This window comes from Nocardia jiangxiensis NBRC 101359 (assembly GCF_000308615.1).
Lineage (GTDB): Bacteria > Actinomycetota > Actinomycetes > Mycobacteriales > Mycobacteriaceae > Nocardia > Nocardia jiangxiensis.
This window is the reverse complement of sequence record NZ_BAGB01000166.1, coordinates 78,350-93,530: the sequence shown is the minus strand read 5'-3', so window position 1 is coordinate 93,530 and position 15,181 is coordinate 78,350. Positions and strand designations below refer to the sequence as shown.

The window sequence follows — 15,181 nt, the reverse complement described above, 5'->3', positions numbered from 1 at the left end:
CGAGGTCATGACCGCCACGCGAGCCGAGAGCTATCTGCAACAGCAAGAGAAACGCAGCCGAGCCAGTCGTCAGCAGATCCTCGATGCGGCCGTGAAATGCCTGGTCGAATACGGATACGCCGGAGCGTCGACCCTCCGGATCCAGCAGTTGGCAGGTATCTCCCGGGGGCGTCTTCTGCATCACTTCTCTTCGCGAGACGAGCTCCTGGTCGGGGCCGTCCAGCACCTTGCCTCCAGGCGGGTAGCGGAGCTCCGAGTGGAGGTCGGGGCGATGATCACCGCACCGGTCGAGGATCCCGCCCGCATCGACGAAGCGATCGACCAGATGTGGACGAATTTCCATCAGCCCTTCTTCTGGGCGTCCATCGAGCTCTGGTTGGCGGCTCGACACAATGACTCGCTCCGGGATGCGTTGCGACCGGCGGAGCGGCAGTTGCAGAAGGCGATTCACGAAACTCTCGCGGCGATGTTCGGGCCGGTCTGGTCCGCCCGACCGCGCTATCAGCAGACGATCGACATACTTTTGTCCAGCATGCGGGGAATCTCGATGACATACGGATTCGACCCGCGCACTCCGGTACGAGATCCGCACCTTGCGCAATGGCGGGATACTGCGCGAGTTCTGCTCGCCGAGTAGACGCCGATATCCATCGCCGAAGGGCATCGCATGGTTTTCGACACCATAGTGGTTGGAGTTCCGAGCCCGGTTCGGCGAGCAGGACAAGGCCGCGGTGCAACCTACGGCCGGTGTCGCTCCGCCCCGCCGTGGGGCGGACTCACAGCCCGAGCACGGTCCTTCCGGCATCGGCGAGAAGCCGACGTAGACGATCCTCCGACAGGCCCGTGTTGTGGAACAAGGTCGACTGAATCGCACCGATGGCAGCGTGAACGACTGCTCGCGCATCGGCGTCGGAAAGGTCGTCGCGTAGTTCGTCGAGCAGGTGTACCCACTCCTCGATGTACATCCGCTGCTTGCGTCGTAGCCTGCGGCTGTCCTCTTCTGGGAGATTGTTGATCTCGTTGTGGTAGACCTGCGCCAGTTCGCGATCGGCCACCACGAACTCGACCTGGCCTTCGATCAGGCGGTTGAGCGCCAGTCGCAGATCCGTGACCGATTCCACGATGCTGTGTTCATCGAGAAGCAGGTTATCGATCGCCTGCTCGAACAGTGCTACGAGCACGGCCGACTTGCTGTCGAAGTGGCGGTAGATTCCCGAGCCTGTGATTCCTGCCGCATGGCCGATATCGGACATGGATACAGCATGAAAACCCCTGCGAGCTACCAGGTCTGCTGCGGCAACGAGGATGCGGTCTTTGCGTGCGGGGTCGCGGATCCGAGCCGGTGGCTCGACGTCGCGGGCTGTCTGCTCGCTGATGGCTCACCTCCGGGTCTGTGGCGACGACGGTCCCAGCAATGTTAGCGGCAATTGACTACGAATGGGGAATCTGGTCGACCTGCCGCCTAGCGACGGGGAATTTGGCCCTGCAATCGCTGTACGGCTGGTCGTGGCAAACCGTATGCTTGGGTCTAGTGAACTGCCAGTAACAAATGATAGCGAACTGCAACCGCCGGATACGGTCTGCGCACCACAAATCCGATCGAATCAACTTTCGCGTCCGTCCGACTCCCGACCAAGATCACCAAGGGGGCTGCGCTGCCGTGCGGCCGGAATCGCCATGGCGTGAAAATTGATCGAGGAGGGCGCACAAGCACGCGGCACAAGGTCACCCCGGCGAACTCGTCGCGCTCGTCCGCACCGGAGTGCTGTTCCACGAGGGCGAACTGCTCAAACGCCCCCTCGACACCACGCCGGGATCGTCAACCTGCCCGGCCGACACCATGTAACGGAGGTCGCCTGAAACTTGCCGATCCACAGACTTGACGATGTCTCCCTCTTGGTGGCTAATCGGGGTCGACGAATGTCGGGAGCTGTTTCGAGACGGCGGCTGTGACCGCGGCCACCTGGTTCGGTTTTCCGAAGAGTTGTCTTTGCAGATCGGTCTCGAGCGCCAGGGCAGCAGCAGTGTCCGCCCCGGTCCAGGTTTTGTTGTAGAGGCGCTTGGCTGCTCGAACCGCATCCGGAGACTTCTGGGCGATCTCCTCCGCCAGAGCCAGTGCAGATGCGAGGGGGTCTTCTGTTGTCCGAGTCACCAGACCGAGTGTTTCGCCGTCCCTTCCCGAGACGATCCGACCGCTGAATGTCAGTTCTTTTGCAACATCGATGGCCATGAGGCGCGGCAACGATTGTGTGATAGCCATATCCGGCACGAGCCCCCATTTGACCTCCATGATGGACAGTCGCGCATCAGGTGCAGCGATACGGATATCGGCGCCCAATGCGATCTGCATGCCGCCCCCGAAACAGTTGCCGCTGATGGAGGCGATCACCGGTACCGGAACCCTCGACCAGTCGTAGGCGGCACGTTGGGCAAAATTTGCTAAATATCCGTGTTCGCGAACGAGTAGTGTGTCGATTCCAGAAGAACTAGCGAGGAAACTTTCAATGTCTATACCTGAGCAAAAACTCACGCCCTCTCCATGAAGTACCACTGCCCGGACTCGTCTGTCCTGGGCCAACCGGTTGGCCGCGTGGATCAAGCCTTCGAACATTGCGAAATCCAACGCGTTGTGCTTGTCGGCGCGCGCCATCGCGACAATCGCGACACCGCTTTCGCTTACTCGAATACGAACTCTTTCTTCGCTCATGCTACTCACTATACGTTGCTGATGATGCGGTCCGCGCTAGAGGTGGCCTACTCCCCATGGGCACAGTCTATTTTTCTCCGCATCGCCACATTCTCCCCGAAGTGCCGGAATCGATGCCCTGATAGTGAATTTCCCGGGAACGGTTCCTTAATCTGCAGCGGACGTCCCGTTCGTCGCCGCTGTGCTCCGAGAAAAAATGGCTCGCACGATAGCCGTGGCAGCGGTCGAACCCCTTGAAGAGGAATCGGGTAGAAGTGAGTACATTCCTGGCGCACCAGCGGCGGACCCGTGATCGGCCCACTGGCCGATTACGACCTTGAAATCCTCGGTTCAGGTACTGCCCCGTTGTGGGCATTATATTGCCGCAGCCAACGTATGCGGAGTTGGCTCGCCATCCGGATCGGCCTTGGACGGAGGCTTGGGTAGGAATTTTCCAGCCCAGATGACAGCGATGGAACACAGTGTCAAGGTAAGGGCTGTGGCGGCCCAAACAATGCCGCTGGAAAATGTGGGCGCGCTGAGATGGAGTGCGATGATGAGAGGCGAGCCTATGCCGAAATTCGCACCGAACATTGTGATCGGGAAGGCTGGGAACAGGCTTAGCAGGCCCCATCGCGTGGAAACGTGTCGCCAGATCTGGACTGCAAGTACGGTGAAAAATATAACCTGAGTCCCTTCGAGGACGCCGATCGCCAGCGGATAGTTCCAGATTCGAAGTTCGTACGGTCCGTAGTAGGTGTATACGTTGGTTCCTGTGCCGACGATCTCGAAAATGCATGATGTGATGATCTCGGCGACCCAGACTGCAAGCAGTCCGATGCGGTTCAGCCGCCCGGCATATATGCGTCGACCGACATATATGCATGCGCTGGAATACAGGATTATATATCCACTGTGGGTCCAATTCGGCTGGACTACTCCGAATGCCGTGAAATGCGAATACATAGCTCCTGGTTTGCCGTTGTGCACATCGTAGAACCAGAGGTCGAACGCGACGTCGTACAGCGGCTCCGCGAAGGCGGCGACGCCCGCTGCTAGGCATGCCAAAATGTAGAATGGGGTGCGCTGGCGGAGGCACATACGCAGAGCTATGATAAGCATTACGGCGACGATGGCCCAGCTTGTCCAGGTAAAGATATTCTGCCACAGCAGGTCGAGTTCATGTCGCATGACATCGGGAGGGGTGCGTCCCACGGTGCCTCCTCGGCTCTTGAGTGCGTATGCCCTGATAGGTTCGATACAATGGTCTAGCTGGGAGTGTGAGCGCCGAATTCGGCGTCATAGGTGTTCATTCGCATTTGACGAAGGTCCGCGCCAGTTTGGGGGCAGGGGGCGATAGGCGATGTCGCTGTGGCCGGTGATCCAGTTGATGTCGGCGGCACCAGTAAACAGAGTCTGCAACTGGGGATAGGCGAAATGGCGCGTCGGTCGCCGGGCTCGCCTTCCAGTGGATGGCGACCTTGTCGCCGTGCCCGGCCATGACGTTGCGGTCGATAGTTGTCGGCGACGTTGAGTTCGCCGTCGCCGAACCAGCGACCGACCCGGGTGTCGTCCCAGTTCGGGACACAACTGAACCGCTTGTGCCAATGCAACCGGTGTGCCGGTTCGGCCCAGAATACGTCGCGGTCCTCGGCGGCCCGGTCTTCAGGGACGCATCGGCATTGGCTGCGGCGGCCGAGTCTATCATCGGCGGATATACACCGCCCTGATCAACGATGTACTCAGACATCACCGCTCTTCTCTCGGGGTTTGTTTCGTGTCGGATGACGGTGGCAACCAGGCTGCTTCGACTGTCGGCTGCGAACCCTGTAGTTCCTGAGGGCATCACGAACATATGGCTATGACTTGGACTGGGCGGAAATCCATTTGAAGCAAGGGCGGGTGGAGGCGGATATCCTACCGGTAGGAGCGGATGATCATGGAGTCGTCGGCATATACGTCACGATCTCACAAGCGAATCGACGCTACGACTATCCCCGGGATGAGACGCATCCTCCCTCGGGGAGACTGTGTCGGTCTCAAGGGAATAGATCGAAATCGGAGAAGTGCCGGCCAGTGTGCCGCAGGACCACTACGGCAGCTTCGAACCGAATGAAGCACACCCGCCCGGCCGGTCCGGTGCAACGAACAGATCTCCGTGAAAGCGGAACCTCAAAGCCGCACTGGGGCTCATCGATGCCGGAGTCAAGTCGATCACCATCAAAATCCGGCACGACCTCTCCCGGGCGATATTGCGAGAACTCGCCGAATACCTCGGTGCCCGAACGGATTCAGTCCTCGACGTCCGTCGCGAGTTGAACCTGAGCCAGCACTTGGCCGACGCGGATCTGTTGCTGTGCCACGGAAGTGCAACATCCACGCTGGAAGCGTTGTATAAGCAGGTCACCCCGGTGATAGCGCCATCGCACAACGACGCCTACTTCGTTGCACGGCAATGCCTCAACGCGGAGGCAGCCGTCACCATCGACTGGACAACAGGATTCACCCGCCGCAACATCCGAACCGCGGCAACGACCGCGCTGCACTTGACCTGACCCCATGGTTCGGTCCTGGACCGAACCATGGGGTCCCGTCACCCTCACCACGCACCGCCGACGGTATCCCGCGTTTCACCATCGACACGAGCTTCCGACGATCGGCAGCTTGACGAATCACCTGACACAGGTGAATCCGTAGAGCTGTCGGTACACACACTGCCCGACACTCCCGCTTCCGCATGGACTGCTGCCGAACCGGCATTGCCCGCTTAGCGGATCGGTATGAAGACTGAGTTCGGTGCGTGGTGCAGGGATCGCCGGACTTCGCGCAAATGCAGAGCACACGGCGGGCGCGCATGCCGGCATCAGGAGGCCGCTAGAGTGAGAATGTCATTTCGAAAATGCGGTTCTGGTATCAGGGGGTTCGCGCGTGACCGATGGCACCCGGAAAGTCGCTGACTCGGTGGTGTCCGGTGGCCGCCACCTATTGTCGGATCCTTCCGAAACTCGTTAGCGAATGTAACTGAACTAAGTTCAGTTAGGGGTTGTACGCCTCGCCTCGAGGATGCGTCCAGGGGAGTCGCCAGATGTCGTCCCGGGCGCTGCCCGGGTGTTACCGCGATCGGATCAGCGGGTGTCGCCGTGTAGCGTCATCGAGCGGATGCGCTGGGCCGTAGGCGAATCCGCAGGTGACGGCCACCGATCGGTACTGTTCGGTGCGGCGGAAACCAGGTGTCGAGCAGCCCGTCTGCCATCGCCAGTGTCAATATCTCGGTCGAGTCGTCGGAGAACAGGCTGTGCGCCAGTGCCGGCTCGCCGTGTAAGCCGTGCCACAGGGGCTGCGCGGACTGTTCGATCGGCAACGCCAGTCCGTATCCGGACTCGCGGCAGCGCTCGAAACCCTTCCGGAAGTTCTCCGAGACCAGTCGCGCGGGATGCCGTCGGATCCGTGCGATATCCACTTCGGGTTGCCGCACCTCGTACATCAGCCGATAGTGGCCGGGATGGTCGAGTCCGAAACGGCAGTACGCGTGCGCCTGGGCGCGCAGTCGTTCGCGCGGGCCGCCGGATACCGCGCTCGCATCCGCATCGGTCATCTGCGCGGCGAGCTCGGCGTACTTGTCCGACAAGGCCGCCCATACCAGCTCGGTCTTATCGGCGAAGTGCAGATAGATACTCGCAGCGGTCTTGCCCACCTCATGGGCGACCGCACGCATCGTCAGCGTGTCGACCCCGCCCCATTCCGCCAGCAGCCGGTTGACCGCGGCCAGGATCTCCGTGCGCAATTCCTCACCCCGGCCACGTGGGCTGCGTGCCCTTCCAGCGCCCTGACCTGCCGCCTCCGTTCGCGCCATATGACCTCCTCCGCGGAGCGTACGCTGCGCACCACGCCGAACGCTCGATGCCGCACGGACTCCCGGATGCGCGCGGCGTCGACCTCATCGTGACTATCGCAGACTGTGCTGATGCCGGGTCGCGACGACGGCTGTTCCCCCGGCTCCGCAGGTCCCAGTCTCTCGCGGGATCAGCACGGGAAGACCGTGCGGACGGGCATCGGCTGGTGGTGCGAGCTGCCCGGCAGCGCCACTCATGCCGAAATAGTTTCTGCCGCAGTCATACTCACGCCCGATGGAACTATCCTTACGGGCGGCCGGGTGAATCGCCGCCGACCGTGCCCCGCACCTCCGGTAGCATCACTGTGCAGTACCACAGCGTGCGGACTTGGGCCGCACACGCGGCAGCGCGGAGTTAGTTCGTCTAAGAACCAGGCATCAGATGAATACTCCGCACCGGGCAGGTCGGCGACGAGCGCGTCCAGCTCGTGGCGCAGCAGCTCCAGAAAGACGAGCATCTCGTTGCGCGCGGCAAACCTTCCTCTTTCTCACCCGGCGAAAAGTGTTGCGAACAGCGACGATTCGACGTGGTCACACCGGGCGGTTCCCGGCGCTGGCCGAATGCCCGTGGCCGGGCCGTCCGGTGGAACCGAAAGTGATCGTGGCCGATCCCGACCGGGAATTTCCGCCGATCTGACAGCCCCTGCGATCATGGTGTGCCGCTGGATGTTTCGGGAGACGCGTCGGGTCCGCGAACGCCCGCGGGACCCCACGCGGCGCGCAGTGCCTCGGTGCGTTCGGCGCGGTCCAGACCCCGCAGATCCGCGATGCCGTGCTCGGTCACGACGATGTCGACATCGTGAGACGGTGTGCTGACCGGACGCGAGAGCCGCTCGACCAGGGTCGATCGGCCCCGGTGCGTCGTGGTCACGGCGATGATGCTGAGCCCGCCCACCGACCGCGCCGCTGCGGCCGCGTAATCGGGATGACCGCCGATGCCACCGACCACGGCACGTTCGGTGCCTTCGACGTTGATCTGCCCGTCCGTATCGACTTCCACCGCGGTATTCACCGCGAACAACGGCGATGCCGACAGGCGGCCGGGATCGTGGGTGAATTCGACGGGGTGCAACACTTCCCGGCCCGACACCCACTCCCGCAACCGCGGGCCACCGGCCAAGTAGGTCGCCACCGGAGTGCCGAGGAGAAGGTCTCGCTCGGCGAGGTCGGCCACGGAGTCCGGGAGCAGCCCGGAGTCGATGCGCACCGGGACCTCGAGTCTGCGCAGCACCGTCGCGCCGAGCGCTCCCGGGCCGATCTGCAGTCGGCCGCCCGCGGGAATGAACGGAATCAGATTCTCGACCAGGCGCTCGAGCTGCGGTGCCGGTGGTTCGTCCGGCATGTCCAGCGGCGGCTGGTCGGTCTCCCCGACCACGGTCACCCGCTCGGCGGGCAGAACCGGGCCGGCCGCACACACCGGGGCGGCCCGCGACACCACCGCGGCCACCCGGGCGCCGGCGTCGATCGCGGCGTGCTGCCAGGAGACCTCGTTGGCGAACCGATATCCGGCCGGGGTGTGCACCACGGTGGCCGCCAGCACGTCGGGACGCAGCGGACCGTGCAGCAGCTTGGGGGTGGCGCCCAGCCGCACCGGCAGGAACCGGATATGACCCTGCGCGACCGCCGGGCGCAATCCCCAGCCGGGCATGAAGGTTCGCGCATCGGCGAAGGCGGTGGGGCCCAGATCGGGATCGGCGACGGGCACCCAGCCCAGGACGAGTCGCAGGCCCTCGGTGTTCTCGGCCACCGCGGTGAGCTGCTTGGACAGCATTCGCGGCGCCCCGAACCCGTCACCGATCGCGACGGTGGAACCCGGGCGGATGAGCGATGCGAGCGCCGCGCTGTCGGCCGGCATCGGTCAGACCTTCTTCACGGCGGGTTCGCGGGGGAGCCCGAGCACTCGTTCGGCGAGAATATTGCGCTGGATCTCACTGGTGCCGCCCAGGATGGTCTGGGCCCGGGCGACGAGCATGCGGTGCACGATCGGGTTGTCCGCGGGATCGTCGGTGATATCGAGCCCCAGGGCGTCGACGGCCAGATCCGCCAGATCGCGATGGGTTTCCGAGCTCATCACCTTCAGGACCGAGAAGGTCGGAGAGGTGAGCGAGGATTCCGCGTGCACCGCGCGCAGCCAGGTCGCGCGCAGCAGCCATATCCGGGTCCAGATCGAGACGATGTCCTCGCGTAGGCGCGGGGTGAGCCGGTCGCGCCGGGTCGCGGCGGCGACGATATCGTCCAGTGCGGCGAACATCGACACCGACTGTGTGCCCAGCGACAGTCGTTCGGTGCCCAGTGTCGCGGTCGCGACCGGCCAGCCCTGCCCGACCTCTCCCAGCCGATCCTGTGCGCGCAGCCGTACGCCGGTGAGGAAGACTTCGTTGAACTTGCTCTCACCGTCCATCTGTTCGAGCGGGCGCACGGTGATCCCGGGCGTCGTCATGGGGACGATGAACGCGGTCAGGCCGTCGTATCGGCCGGGGCCCGTCCGGGCGATCAGCAGACCGTAGTCGGCTGCCGCCGCGGCGCTGGTCCACACCTTCTGTCCGTCGACCACCCACTCGTCGCCGTCGGCGACCGCGCGGGTGCGCAGCGAGGCCAGGTCCGATCCGGCTCCCGGCTCGGAAAACAGCTGGCACCACAGGTGTTCGCCGACCCGGATCGGCTCCAGATACCGGGCGCGCTGCCCAGCGGTGCCGAACTCCATGATCACCGGCGCGGCCAGCGCGGGGCCCACGAGTCCCAGCTGGCGGGGAACCCCCGCGCGCGCGGTCTCCTCGGCGAACACCGCCTGTTCCATGATGCTCGCGCCGCGGCCGCCGTATTCGGCCGGCCACGGCAGGCAGGCATAGCCGGCGTCAGCCAGCAGGCGCTGCCACTGCCGTCCGGGGGGGACATCGTCCACCGTCGGGGTGGGTCCGTAGTCCCGCAGGCCGGCCGGCCTGGGCACCGACTCCAGCCACGCCCGCAGCTGCGCGCGGAATTCGGTGGTGTCCTCCGCCTGATCGGACGTGTTCCCGGAACCCTGGTGTTCGGTCAGCGTCCATGCCATGCCGGCTCCCTTCTCGCCGCTCGTCCGGTCGAATCCGCCGGGCGGCAATGAAATAGGTCAAATAGATAGTTAATTAATCTAGATCACGGGTGAATCGGCCGCAGCGCGAAGATGGGGCCGAACCGGGCGCCGGGCACGGCTGCCTATACCGGCAGCGCCTCCGCGCGCAGTGCCATTCGCTCGCGGTGGTGGCGCGGCGTCCCGAAATGGGCCTCGCCGCTCTTGGCGCGCTTGTAGTACAGGTGTGCCGGATGCTCCCAGGTGAAGCCGATTCCGCCGTGAATCTGGATGTTGTCCCGTGCGCACAGGCTGAACGCGTCCGAGCAGACGGTCTTGGCCAGCCCGGCCAGCAGCTCCAGATCGAGATCGTTCGCGGCCACCGCCTCGGCCGCGCAGCGCGCGGCCGAGCGCGCCGATTCCACGGCGACCAGCATGTCGGCGCACTTGTGTTTGATTGCCTGGAACGAACCGATGGGCCGATCGAACTGGTGACGGGTCTTGGCGTAGTCGACCGCCATCTCGAGTACGCGCTCCGCGCCACCGGCCTGTTCGCACGCCAGCGCGACGGCGGCGCGATCGAGCACCCGGCGCAGTACCGCCCAGCCCTGCTCCGGCCCGGCGAGCAAGCGCGCCGGCGTGTCCTCGAAGTCGAGGGTGGCCTGTCTGCGGGTTCGGTCCAGCGTCGGCACGGCGGTGCGCCGCAGCCCGAGAGCGGTGTCGACGACGAACAGGCCCACCCCCTCCGGTAGCCGGGCGGCGACCACGATCGCCTCGGCCAGCACGCCGTCGAGTACATGCCGTTTGCGGCCGCTGAGCAGGTAGTGCTCGCCGTCGCGGCGCGCCGCCAGCTGGATCGACTGCTCGTGCGAGCCCTCGGCATCCTCGGCGAAGGCCACCGTTCCGACGAGCCGGCCCGCGGCGATCCGCGGCAGCCAGGTTGTGCAGGCGTCGTCGTCTCCGGATTCCAGTAGCGCGGCAGCGAACAGGACCACACTGCTGAAGAAGGGGCCACACAGCAGCGCCCTGCCCATTTCCTCGAGTATCACGCTCAGTTCGACGAAGCCGAAGCCCGCGCCGCCGTACTCCTCCGGGATGGCGATGCCGTGCAGGCCCATCTGGTCGGCCATCAGCGTCGCGAGCTCCCGGTCGTACCCCTCGGTGGTATCCATCGTCGCGCGGACGGCGGCCTCCGATGACCGTTCCTGCAACAACTTTCGAACGGCGGCGGCCAGTTCCCGCTGTTCCGCGCTGCGTACGCCGTACATGTCCACTCCCGCCTAATCATGTATAATCTCTAAATAATTTAGCAGTATGACGGAAAGTTCGCATATCTCTCCGGGTGGTGTACCGGTTCGGCGGCGTGACGCCGGGCGGCAGACGGTCGTCGCGGCGATCCGACATCGGCGTTTGCGGCCGGAGCTCCGGGCTGACGCCCTGTGTCACGCCCGGTCGTACTCGTTCTAATTAAGATAAATTATATAACTGATATGGACCATCAGTGGAAGGTGATCAGATGAGTAGTGGCGAGAAACCGGATCCGTGGGCGATCGCACCGGTCCTGCGCGGGCAGACATTCGAACAGATGCGGCCGGGGGCCAGGTTCCGGACCGGTAGCAGGACCATCACCGAATCCGACCTGATCGCCTTCGTCGCCCTCGCCGGGTTCGGCGAGCCACTGTTTCTCGATGAGCAGGGTTCGGTCGAGGCGGGATACGCCGGGCGGATCGTTCCCGGGACCCTCACCTTCGCCTACGCCGAGGGGCTGGTCCTGCAAACCGGCGTCCTGCACGGCACCGGCATGGCGCTCATGGGTTCGGATCTGAGCATCAAAGGCCCGGTTTTCGTGGGCGACACCATCACCGTCGTGGTCGAGGTGCTGGAATCCAGGCCGACGAGTTCTGGCGGCAAAGGTGTTGTCACGACGAAGAATTCGGTGGTCAAACGGGATGGCGCGGTCGTGCTGGAATACCGGCCGATTCGCTTGGTTCGCGGAAGTAGTAGTTCTATCATCTAGTTAATTTACCTGCAAGATGGAGGAAACAGGCGATGCGCCGTAGCATCTTCGAGCCGGAGCACGAGCAGTTCCGCGCGACCGCGAAAGCCTTCTTCGAAACGGAGTGCGCTCCGCATGTGGAGGAGTGGGAGGCCGAAGGGAAGGTCAGCAGGCGAGCCTGGCAGCGGGCCGGCGAGCTCGGGCTGATCGGCTGGGAGGTCCCCGAGGAGTTCGGCGGCCTCGGGCTGCGCGACTTCCGTTTCAATCAGATCGTCAGTGAGGAGATGTTCGCGACCGGTTCCACCGGGATCGGCCTGGGCATCCAGAACGACATCATGGCGTCCTACCTCATCGGCCTGACCACCGATGAGCAGAAGAAGCGCTGGCTGCCGGGATATGTCCGGGGCGAGACGATCACGGCCATCGGGATGTCCGAGCCGGCGGCGGGCTCGGATCTCGCGGGCATCAAGACCACCGCCCGGCGCGAGGGCGACCACTACGTCATCAACGGTCAGAAGACGTTCATCAGCAACGGCATTCTGGCCGATCTGGTCCTGGTGGCCGCCAAGACCGATCCATCCGCGGGGCGTCGTGGCATCAGCTTGATCGTCGTGGAAGCCGATACGCCCGGCTTCACCCGGGGCCGCAAGCTGGACAAGATCGGCCAGCGGGCGACCGACAGCGCCGAACTGTTCTTCGACGACGTGCGGGTGCCGGTCGAGAACCTGGTGGGTGAGGAGAACCGCGGCTTCTATCATCTGGTCGCCAACCTGCCCTATGAGCGGCTCGGCATCGCCACCTACGCGCTGCCGATGGCTCGGCGTGCCCTCGACCTGACCCTCTCGTACGCCACCGATCGCAAGGCGTTCGGTACCGCGATCGGGAAGTTCCAAGTCAACCGGCACTTCTTGGCAGAGATGAAGACCAAGCTCGAGGTGGCGCAGTCGTATCTGGACCAGTGTGTCCTGGCCGCGAACGCCGGCGAACTCACCGCCGAGGAGGCCGCCGGGCTGAAGTGGTGGACCTCCGAGGTGCAGTGGGAGATCCTGGATCGCTGCATGCAGTTGCATGGCGGCTACGGCTACATCAACGAATACGAGATCGCCCGGCTCTGGCGCGACTCGAGGGTGCAGCGCCTCTACGGCGGAACCACCGAAATCATGAAGGACCTCATCGGGCGGTCGATGGGGTTCTGAGGGCCGAGCCGCCCAGCACGACAATCGCGGGTGCCGGCCGATATCGGCCGGCACCCGCGATTGTTCGCTTCTGCCGTACTACCCGGTCAGGCTTTCAGGACTTGCTCTTGCTCAGGAATGCATCGACGATCGCCTGATGTTCGGGCGTGTCGAAGGACTGGAATTCCTCCGCGAGCGCGTATTCGAGAATTCCGGTGATCGCACGCTTGACGTGCAGGTTCAGCACCCGCTTCGTGGACTGGATGGCCTGCGGCGGCTGGGCGGCGAACTTGGCGGCCAAGGCGACCGCCTGCTCCAGCAGTTCATCGTCGGGCACCACGCGGTTGGCCAGACCGAGCGCGACGGCCTGCTGGGCGGGAATGCGCTCGCTGGTGAACAGGTACTCCTTGGCGCGCAACAGGCCCATCAGCAGCGGCCAGGTGGGTGCGCCGCCGTCGGCCGCGGTGAGTCCGACACCCACATGCGGATCGGCCATATAGGCGCTCTCGGCGATCAGGACGACATCGCTGAGCACCGCGAGATTACAACCGAGTCCGACCGCCGGCCCGTTGACCGCCGCGACGATCGGCAGCGGGAAGTCGACCATTTCGGTCACCAGGGCCCGTGCCCCGTCGATCTCCGAACGCCGCTTGTTGCGGTCGAGTCGCACGGCGCGCAGATGGTTGAAATCGCCACCGGCGCTGAACGCACGCCCCGCTCCGGTCAGGACCACCGCCCGCGCTTCCGGATCGGCGGCGATATGGCGCCAGACCCCGACGACGGCGTCGTGCAGTTCCTCGTTCGCCGCGTTCAGGGCATCGGGCCGGTTGAGGGTCACGATGCGCACGGCGCCACGCGCCTCGATCAGCAGTTCGGGTTCGAATGTCGAGCTCATGGGTTCTCCCTGGGTGTTCGGATGGGTTTGCGGTCGCCGGGCCTCAGGCTCCGGCTCGGTCCTTGACCGAGAAGGTCAGTACCGGACCGGGATTCGAGTGCGGGTCGGCCAGCAGTTCGGTGACCCGTTCACCGATCTCGATATCGGTGAGCCAGTCGGGGCCGGCCACGGCGCGGGTGCTGTGGCCGTTGACCATGGCGGCGATCAGAAGTTCCCGGATGTTCACCCCGGAGTCGCGGTGTTCCTTGGACCAAGCGCGCACGAGGTTGCGCTGGGCCGCCTGGACCATCGACACCGGGGCCATGCCGGGGAAGACGGCGTCGGCCATGCCACCGCCGATGGCGAGGTAGGTCGCCCCCCGCGACAGGCGCGGCAGCAGCACCCGTGCGGCATTGACGTGGGGGCGCAGGAGCTTGTCGAACACCTCGGTGACGGTGTCCCAGCCGCATTCGGCGACCGGCGCCGGCCGCCACGGCGCGCTGACGGTGACCACGACGGCGGAGACGGTCGCGATATCGGCCGCGTCCGCGAGTTCGGCGGCCGCCGATTCGCTGTCGAGGCTTCCGGTCACCGTGGACAGCAGCGGGTTGTTGTGCTGCTGGGCCAGGTCGGCGAGCGTCGAATTCGTTCGTCCCGCCGCGACGGTTGTCCATCCGCGTTTCAGACAGGATGTGATAACGCCCTGCCCGACGTCGCCTGTCGCGCCGATCACCAGTACCCGCATCTGCCACCTTCTCATCGGAATCGTTCATTTAGTAGAATCATATATCTATATAGTGTCCATTGCCAGTATCCGGAAGGTCCTTCTGAACCAGTTAAATCATTTGACTAATTTGGCGAATGATCGCTATTCTCGAGAGCATCCGAAGTGCGCTTGTGCACCGGGTTTCCATCCAGTCAGCGGAAGGCGAATTATGCAGATCTACCGTGGTATCGCGGACCTGGAGGCTGCGGTCGGCCAGGAATTGGGGCCGACGGAGTGGTTCCTGATGGAGCAGAAGCGCATCGACGGCTTCGCCGATGACACCGAGGACCATCAGTGGATTCATGTCGACCCGGAGCGTGCGGCCCAGGGCCCGTTCGGCGCAACGCTGGCCCACGGGTTCCTCACGGTCTCGCTGGTGCCGTATTTTCTGAACCAGCTGCGCCGGATCGAAGGTATACGCATGGGGGTCAACTACGGGCTGAACAAGGTTCGTTTCCCGGCGCCGGTCCGCGGTGGCGACCGGATTCGGGCGCGCAGCACTCTGATCGGAGCCGAGCGCGTCGGTGAGGACGGTGTGCAGCTGATCACCGGGACCACGGTCGAGATCGAAGGCGGTGACAAGCCGGGCTGTGTCGCGGAACTCGTGGCTCGCTACTACTTCTGAGCTGTGGACCGAGCGCAAGGCGCCGGATCGCACAGCGCGATCCGGCGCCTTCCTGCTGCGGAAAACCCGGACCTCAGGCCGATACCTGCGCGTCCTGCGCCGTCGGGTTCCGGACCGGCAG

At 64.3% G+C, this 15,181-nt stretch carries 15 protein-coding genes and 1 pseudogene; 6 read left to right on the top strand and 10 right to left on the bottom strand.

Annotated elements, in window-relative coordinates:
• The first annotated feature begins 7 nt into the window (after nt 1-7).
• The gene (locus ON40_RS40750; RefSeq protein WP_040830922.1) at nt 8-637 is read left to right on the top strand and encodes a TetR/AcrR family transcriptional regulator; all 630 of its coding nucleotides are present in this window, start codon (nt 8-10) and stop codon (nt 635-637) included.
• Nucleotides 638-776: 139 nt separating this feature from the next.
• Here the strand turns inward: ON40_RS40750 and ON40_RS40745 are convergent, their stop codons facing one another.
• Nucleotides 777-1,307, bottom strand: coding sequence for a TetR/AcrR family transcriptional regulator (locus ON40_RS40745; protein ID WP_281033112.1), 531 nt, complete (start codon nt 1,305-1,307; stop codon nt 777-779).
• A 273-nt stretch (nt 1,308-1,580) separates the two neighbouring features.
• Between ON40_RS40745 and ON40_RS55250 the strand changes: the two are divergent.
• Nucleotides 1,581-1,846 (top strand): annotated as a pseudogene (locus tag ON40_RS55250) (IS256 family transposase); the annotation flags it as partial.
• A 57-nt stretch (nt 1,847-1,903) separates the two neighbouring features.
• On the opposite strand, the gene ON40_RS40740 reads toward ON40_RS55250, so the two are convergent.
• The 3 genes from ON40_RS40740 to ON40_RS50830 all read right to left on the bottom strand — a co-directional run bounded on the left by ON40_RS40740 (nt 1,904) and on the right by ON40_RS50830 (nt 4,299).
• A complete protein-coding gene (locus ON40_RS40740) occupies nt 1,904-2,707 on the bottom strand; it encodes a crotonase/enoyl-CoA hydratase family protein (RefSeq protein ID WP_040830920.1) in 804 nt (267 codons plus the stop codon).
• Between the two features lie 354 nt (nt 2,708-3,061).
• Nucleotides 3,062-3,901: a hypothetical protein gene (locus ON40_RS40735; protein ID WP_040830919.1), complete on the bottom strand. Its 840-nt coding sequence runs from the start codon at nt 3,899-3,901 to the stop codon at nt 3,062-3,064.
• Nucleotides 3,902-3,954: 53 nt separating this feature from the next.
• Nucleotides 3,955-4,299, bottom strand: coding sequence for a hypothetical protein (locus ON40_RS50830; RefSeq protein ID WP_245568211.1), 345 nt, complete (start codon nt 4,297-4,299; stop codon nt 3,955-3,957).
• Nucleotides 4,300-5,001: 702 nt separating this feature from the next.
• Between ON40_RS50830 and ON40_RS40730 the strand changes: the two genes are divergently transcribed.
• Nucleotides 5,002-5,241, top strand: a complete 240-nt coding sequence (locus tag ON40_RS40730) for a hypothetical protein (RefSeq protein ID WP_169541994.1) — start codon at nt 5,002-5,004, stop codon at nt 5,239-5,241.
• 593 nt (nt 5,242-5,834) lie between these two features.
• Here ON40_RS40730 and ON40_RS40725 read toward each other — a convergent pair.
• The 4 genes from ON40_RS40725 to ON40_RS40710 all read right to left on the bottom strand — a co-directional run bounded on the left by ON40_RS40725 (nt 5,835) and on the right by ON40_RS40710 (nt 10,892).
• Nucleotides 5,835-6,539, bottom strand: coding sequence for a TetR/AcrR family transcriptional regulator (locus ON40_RS40725; RefSeq protein ID WP_174435112.1), 705 nt, complete (start codon nt 6,537-6,539; stop codon nt 5,835-5,837).
• A gap of 688 nt (nt 6,540-7,227) precedes the next feature.
• Entirely contained in the window at nt 7,228-8,433 is a 1,206-nt protein-coding gene (locus tag ON40_RS40720) for an acetyl-CoA hydrolase/transferase C-terminal domain-containing protein (RefSeq protein WP_051194366.1), read from the bottom strand.
• Between the two features lie 3 nt (nt 8,434-8,436).
• Nucleotides 8,437-9,627: an acyl-CoA dehydrogenase family protein gene (locus ON40_RS40715; RefSeq protein ID WP_040830917.1), complete on the bottom strand. Its 1,191-nt coding sequence runs from the start codon at nt 9,625-9,627 to the stop codon at nt 8,437-8,439.
• A 143-nt stretch (nt 9,628-9,770) separates the two neighbouring features.
• Nucleotides 9,771-10,892, bottom strand: coding sequence for an acyl-CoA dehydrogenase family protein (locus ON40_RS40710; protein WP_040830916.1), 1,122 nt, complete (start codon nt 10,890-10,892; stop codon nt 9,771-9,773).
• A 248-nt stretch (nt 10,893-11,140) separates the two neighbouring features.
• Between ON40_RS40710 and ON40_RS40705 the strand changes: the two genes are divergently transcribed.
• Nucleotides 11,141-11,641 (top strand): MaoC family dehydratase, encoded by a 501-nt coding sequence (locus ON40_RS40705; RefSeq protein ID WP_051194382.1) that lies wholly within the window; start codon nt 11,141-11,143, stop codon nt 11,639-11,641.
• A 32-nt stretch (nt 11,642-11,673) separates the two neighbouring features.
• Nucleotides 11,674-12,816, top strand: coding sequence for an acyl-CoA dehydrogenase family protein (locus ON40_RS40700; RefSeq protein ID WP_040830915.1), 1,143 nt, complete (start codon nt 11,674-11,676; stop codon nt 12,814-12,816).
• 94 nt (nt 12,817-12,910) lie between these two features.
• On the opposite strand, the gene ON40_RS40695 is transcribed toward ON40_RS40700, so the two are convergent.
• Both ON40_RS40695 and ON40_RS40690 read right to left on the bottom strand, forming a co-directional pair.
• Nucleotides 12,911-13,690 carry an enoyl-CoA hydratase/isomerase family protein gene (locus ON40_RS40695; RefSeq protein ID WP_040830913.1) on the bottom strand — a complete coding sequence of 260 codons (780 nt, stop codon included), beginning with the start codon at nt 13,688-13,690 and terminating at the stop codon, nt 12,911-12,913.
• A gap of 43 nt (nt 13,691-13,733) precedes the next feature.
• Nucleotides 13,734-14,414, bottom strand: coding sequence for an SDR family NAD(P)-dependent oxidoreductase (locus tag ON40_RS40690; protein ID WP_051194365.1), 681 nt, complete (start codon nt 14,412-14,414; stop codon nt 13,734-13,736).
• Between the two features lie 190 nt (nt 14,415-14,604).
• On the opposite strand from ON40_RS40690, the gene ON40_RS40685 reads away from it, so the two are divergent.
• The gene (locus ON40_RS40685) at nt 14,605-15,060 is read left to right on the top strand and encodes a MaoC family dehydratase (RefSeq protein ID WP_040830911.1); all 456 of its coding nucleotides are present in this window, start codon (nt 14,605-14,607) and stop codon (nt 15,058-15,060) included.
• The last annotated feature ends 121 nt before the right edge of the window (nt 15,061-15,181 follow it).

Bases quoted from the DNA above. Each gene is read 5' to 3' on its own strand.
- ON40_RS40715 (WP_040830917.1), bottom strand. From the start codon at position 9,627: ATGGCATGGACGCTGACCGAACACCAGGGTTCCGGGAACACGTCCGAT.
- ON40_RS40695 (WP_040830913.1), bottom strand. From the start codon at position 13,690: ATGAGCTCGACATTCGAACCCGAACTGCTGATCGAGGCGCGTGGCGCC.
- ON40_RS40740 (WP_040830920.1), bottom strand. From the start codon at position 2,707: ATGAGCGAAGAAAGAGTTCGTATTCGAGTAAGCGAAAGCGGTGTCGCG.
- ON40_RS40725 (WP_174435112.1), bottom strand. From the start codon at position 6,539: ATGGCGCGAACGGAGGCGGCAGGTCAGGGCGCTGGAAGGGCACGCAGC.
- ON40_RS40720 (WP_051194366.1), bottom strand. From the start codon at position 8,433: ATGCCGGCCGACAGCGCGGCGCTCGCATCGCTCATCCGCCCGGGTTCC.
- ON40_RS40690 (WP_051194365.1), bottom strand. From the start codon at position 14,414: ATGCGGGTACTGGTGATCGGCGCGACAGGCGACGTCGGGCAGGGCGTT.
- ON40_RS40685 (WP_040830911.1), top strand. From the start codon at position 14,605: ATGCAGATCTACCGTGGTATCGCGGACCTGGAGGCTGCGGTCGGCCAG.
- ON40_RS40750 (WP_040830922.1), top strand. From the start codon at position 8: ATGACCGCCACGCGAGCCGAGAGCTATCTGCAACAGCAAGAGAAACGC.
- ON40_RS40710 (WP_040830916.1), bottom strand. From the start codon at position 10,892: ATGTACGGCGTACGCAGCGCGGAACAGCGGGAACTGGCCGCCGCCGTT.
- ON40_RS40705 (WP_051194382.1), top strand. From the start codon at position 11,141: ATGAGTAGTGGCGAGAAACCGGATCCGTGGGCGATCGCACCGGTCCTG.
- ON40_RS40700 (WP_040830915.1), top strand. From the start codon at position 11,674: ATGCGCCGTAGCATCTTCGAGCCGGAGCACGAGCAGTTCCGCGCGACC.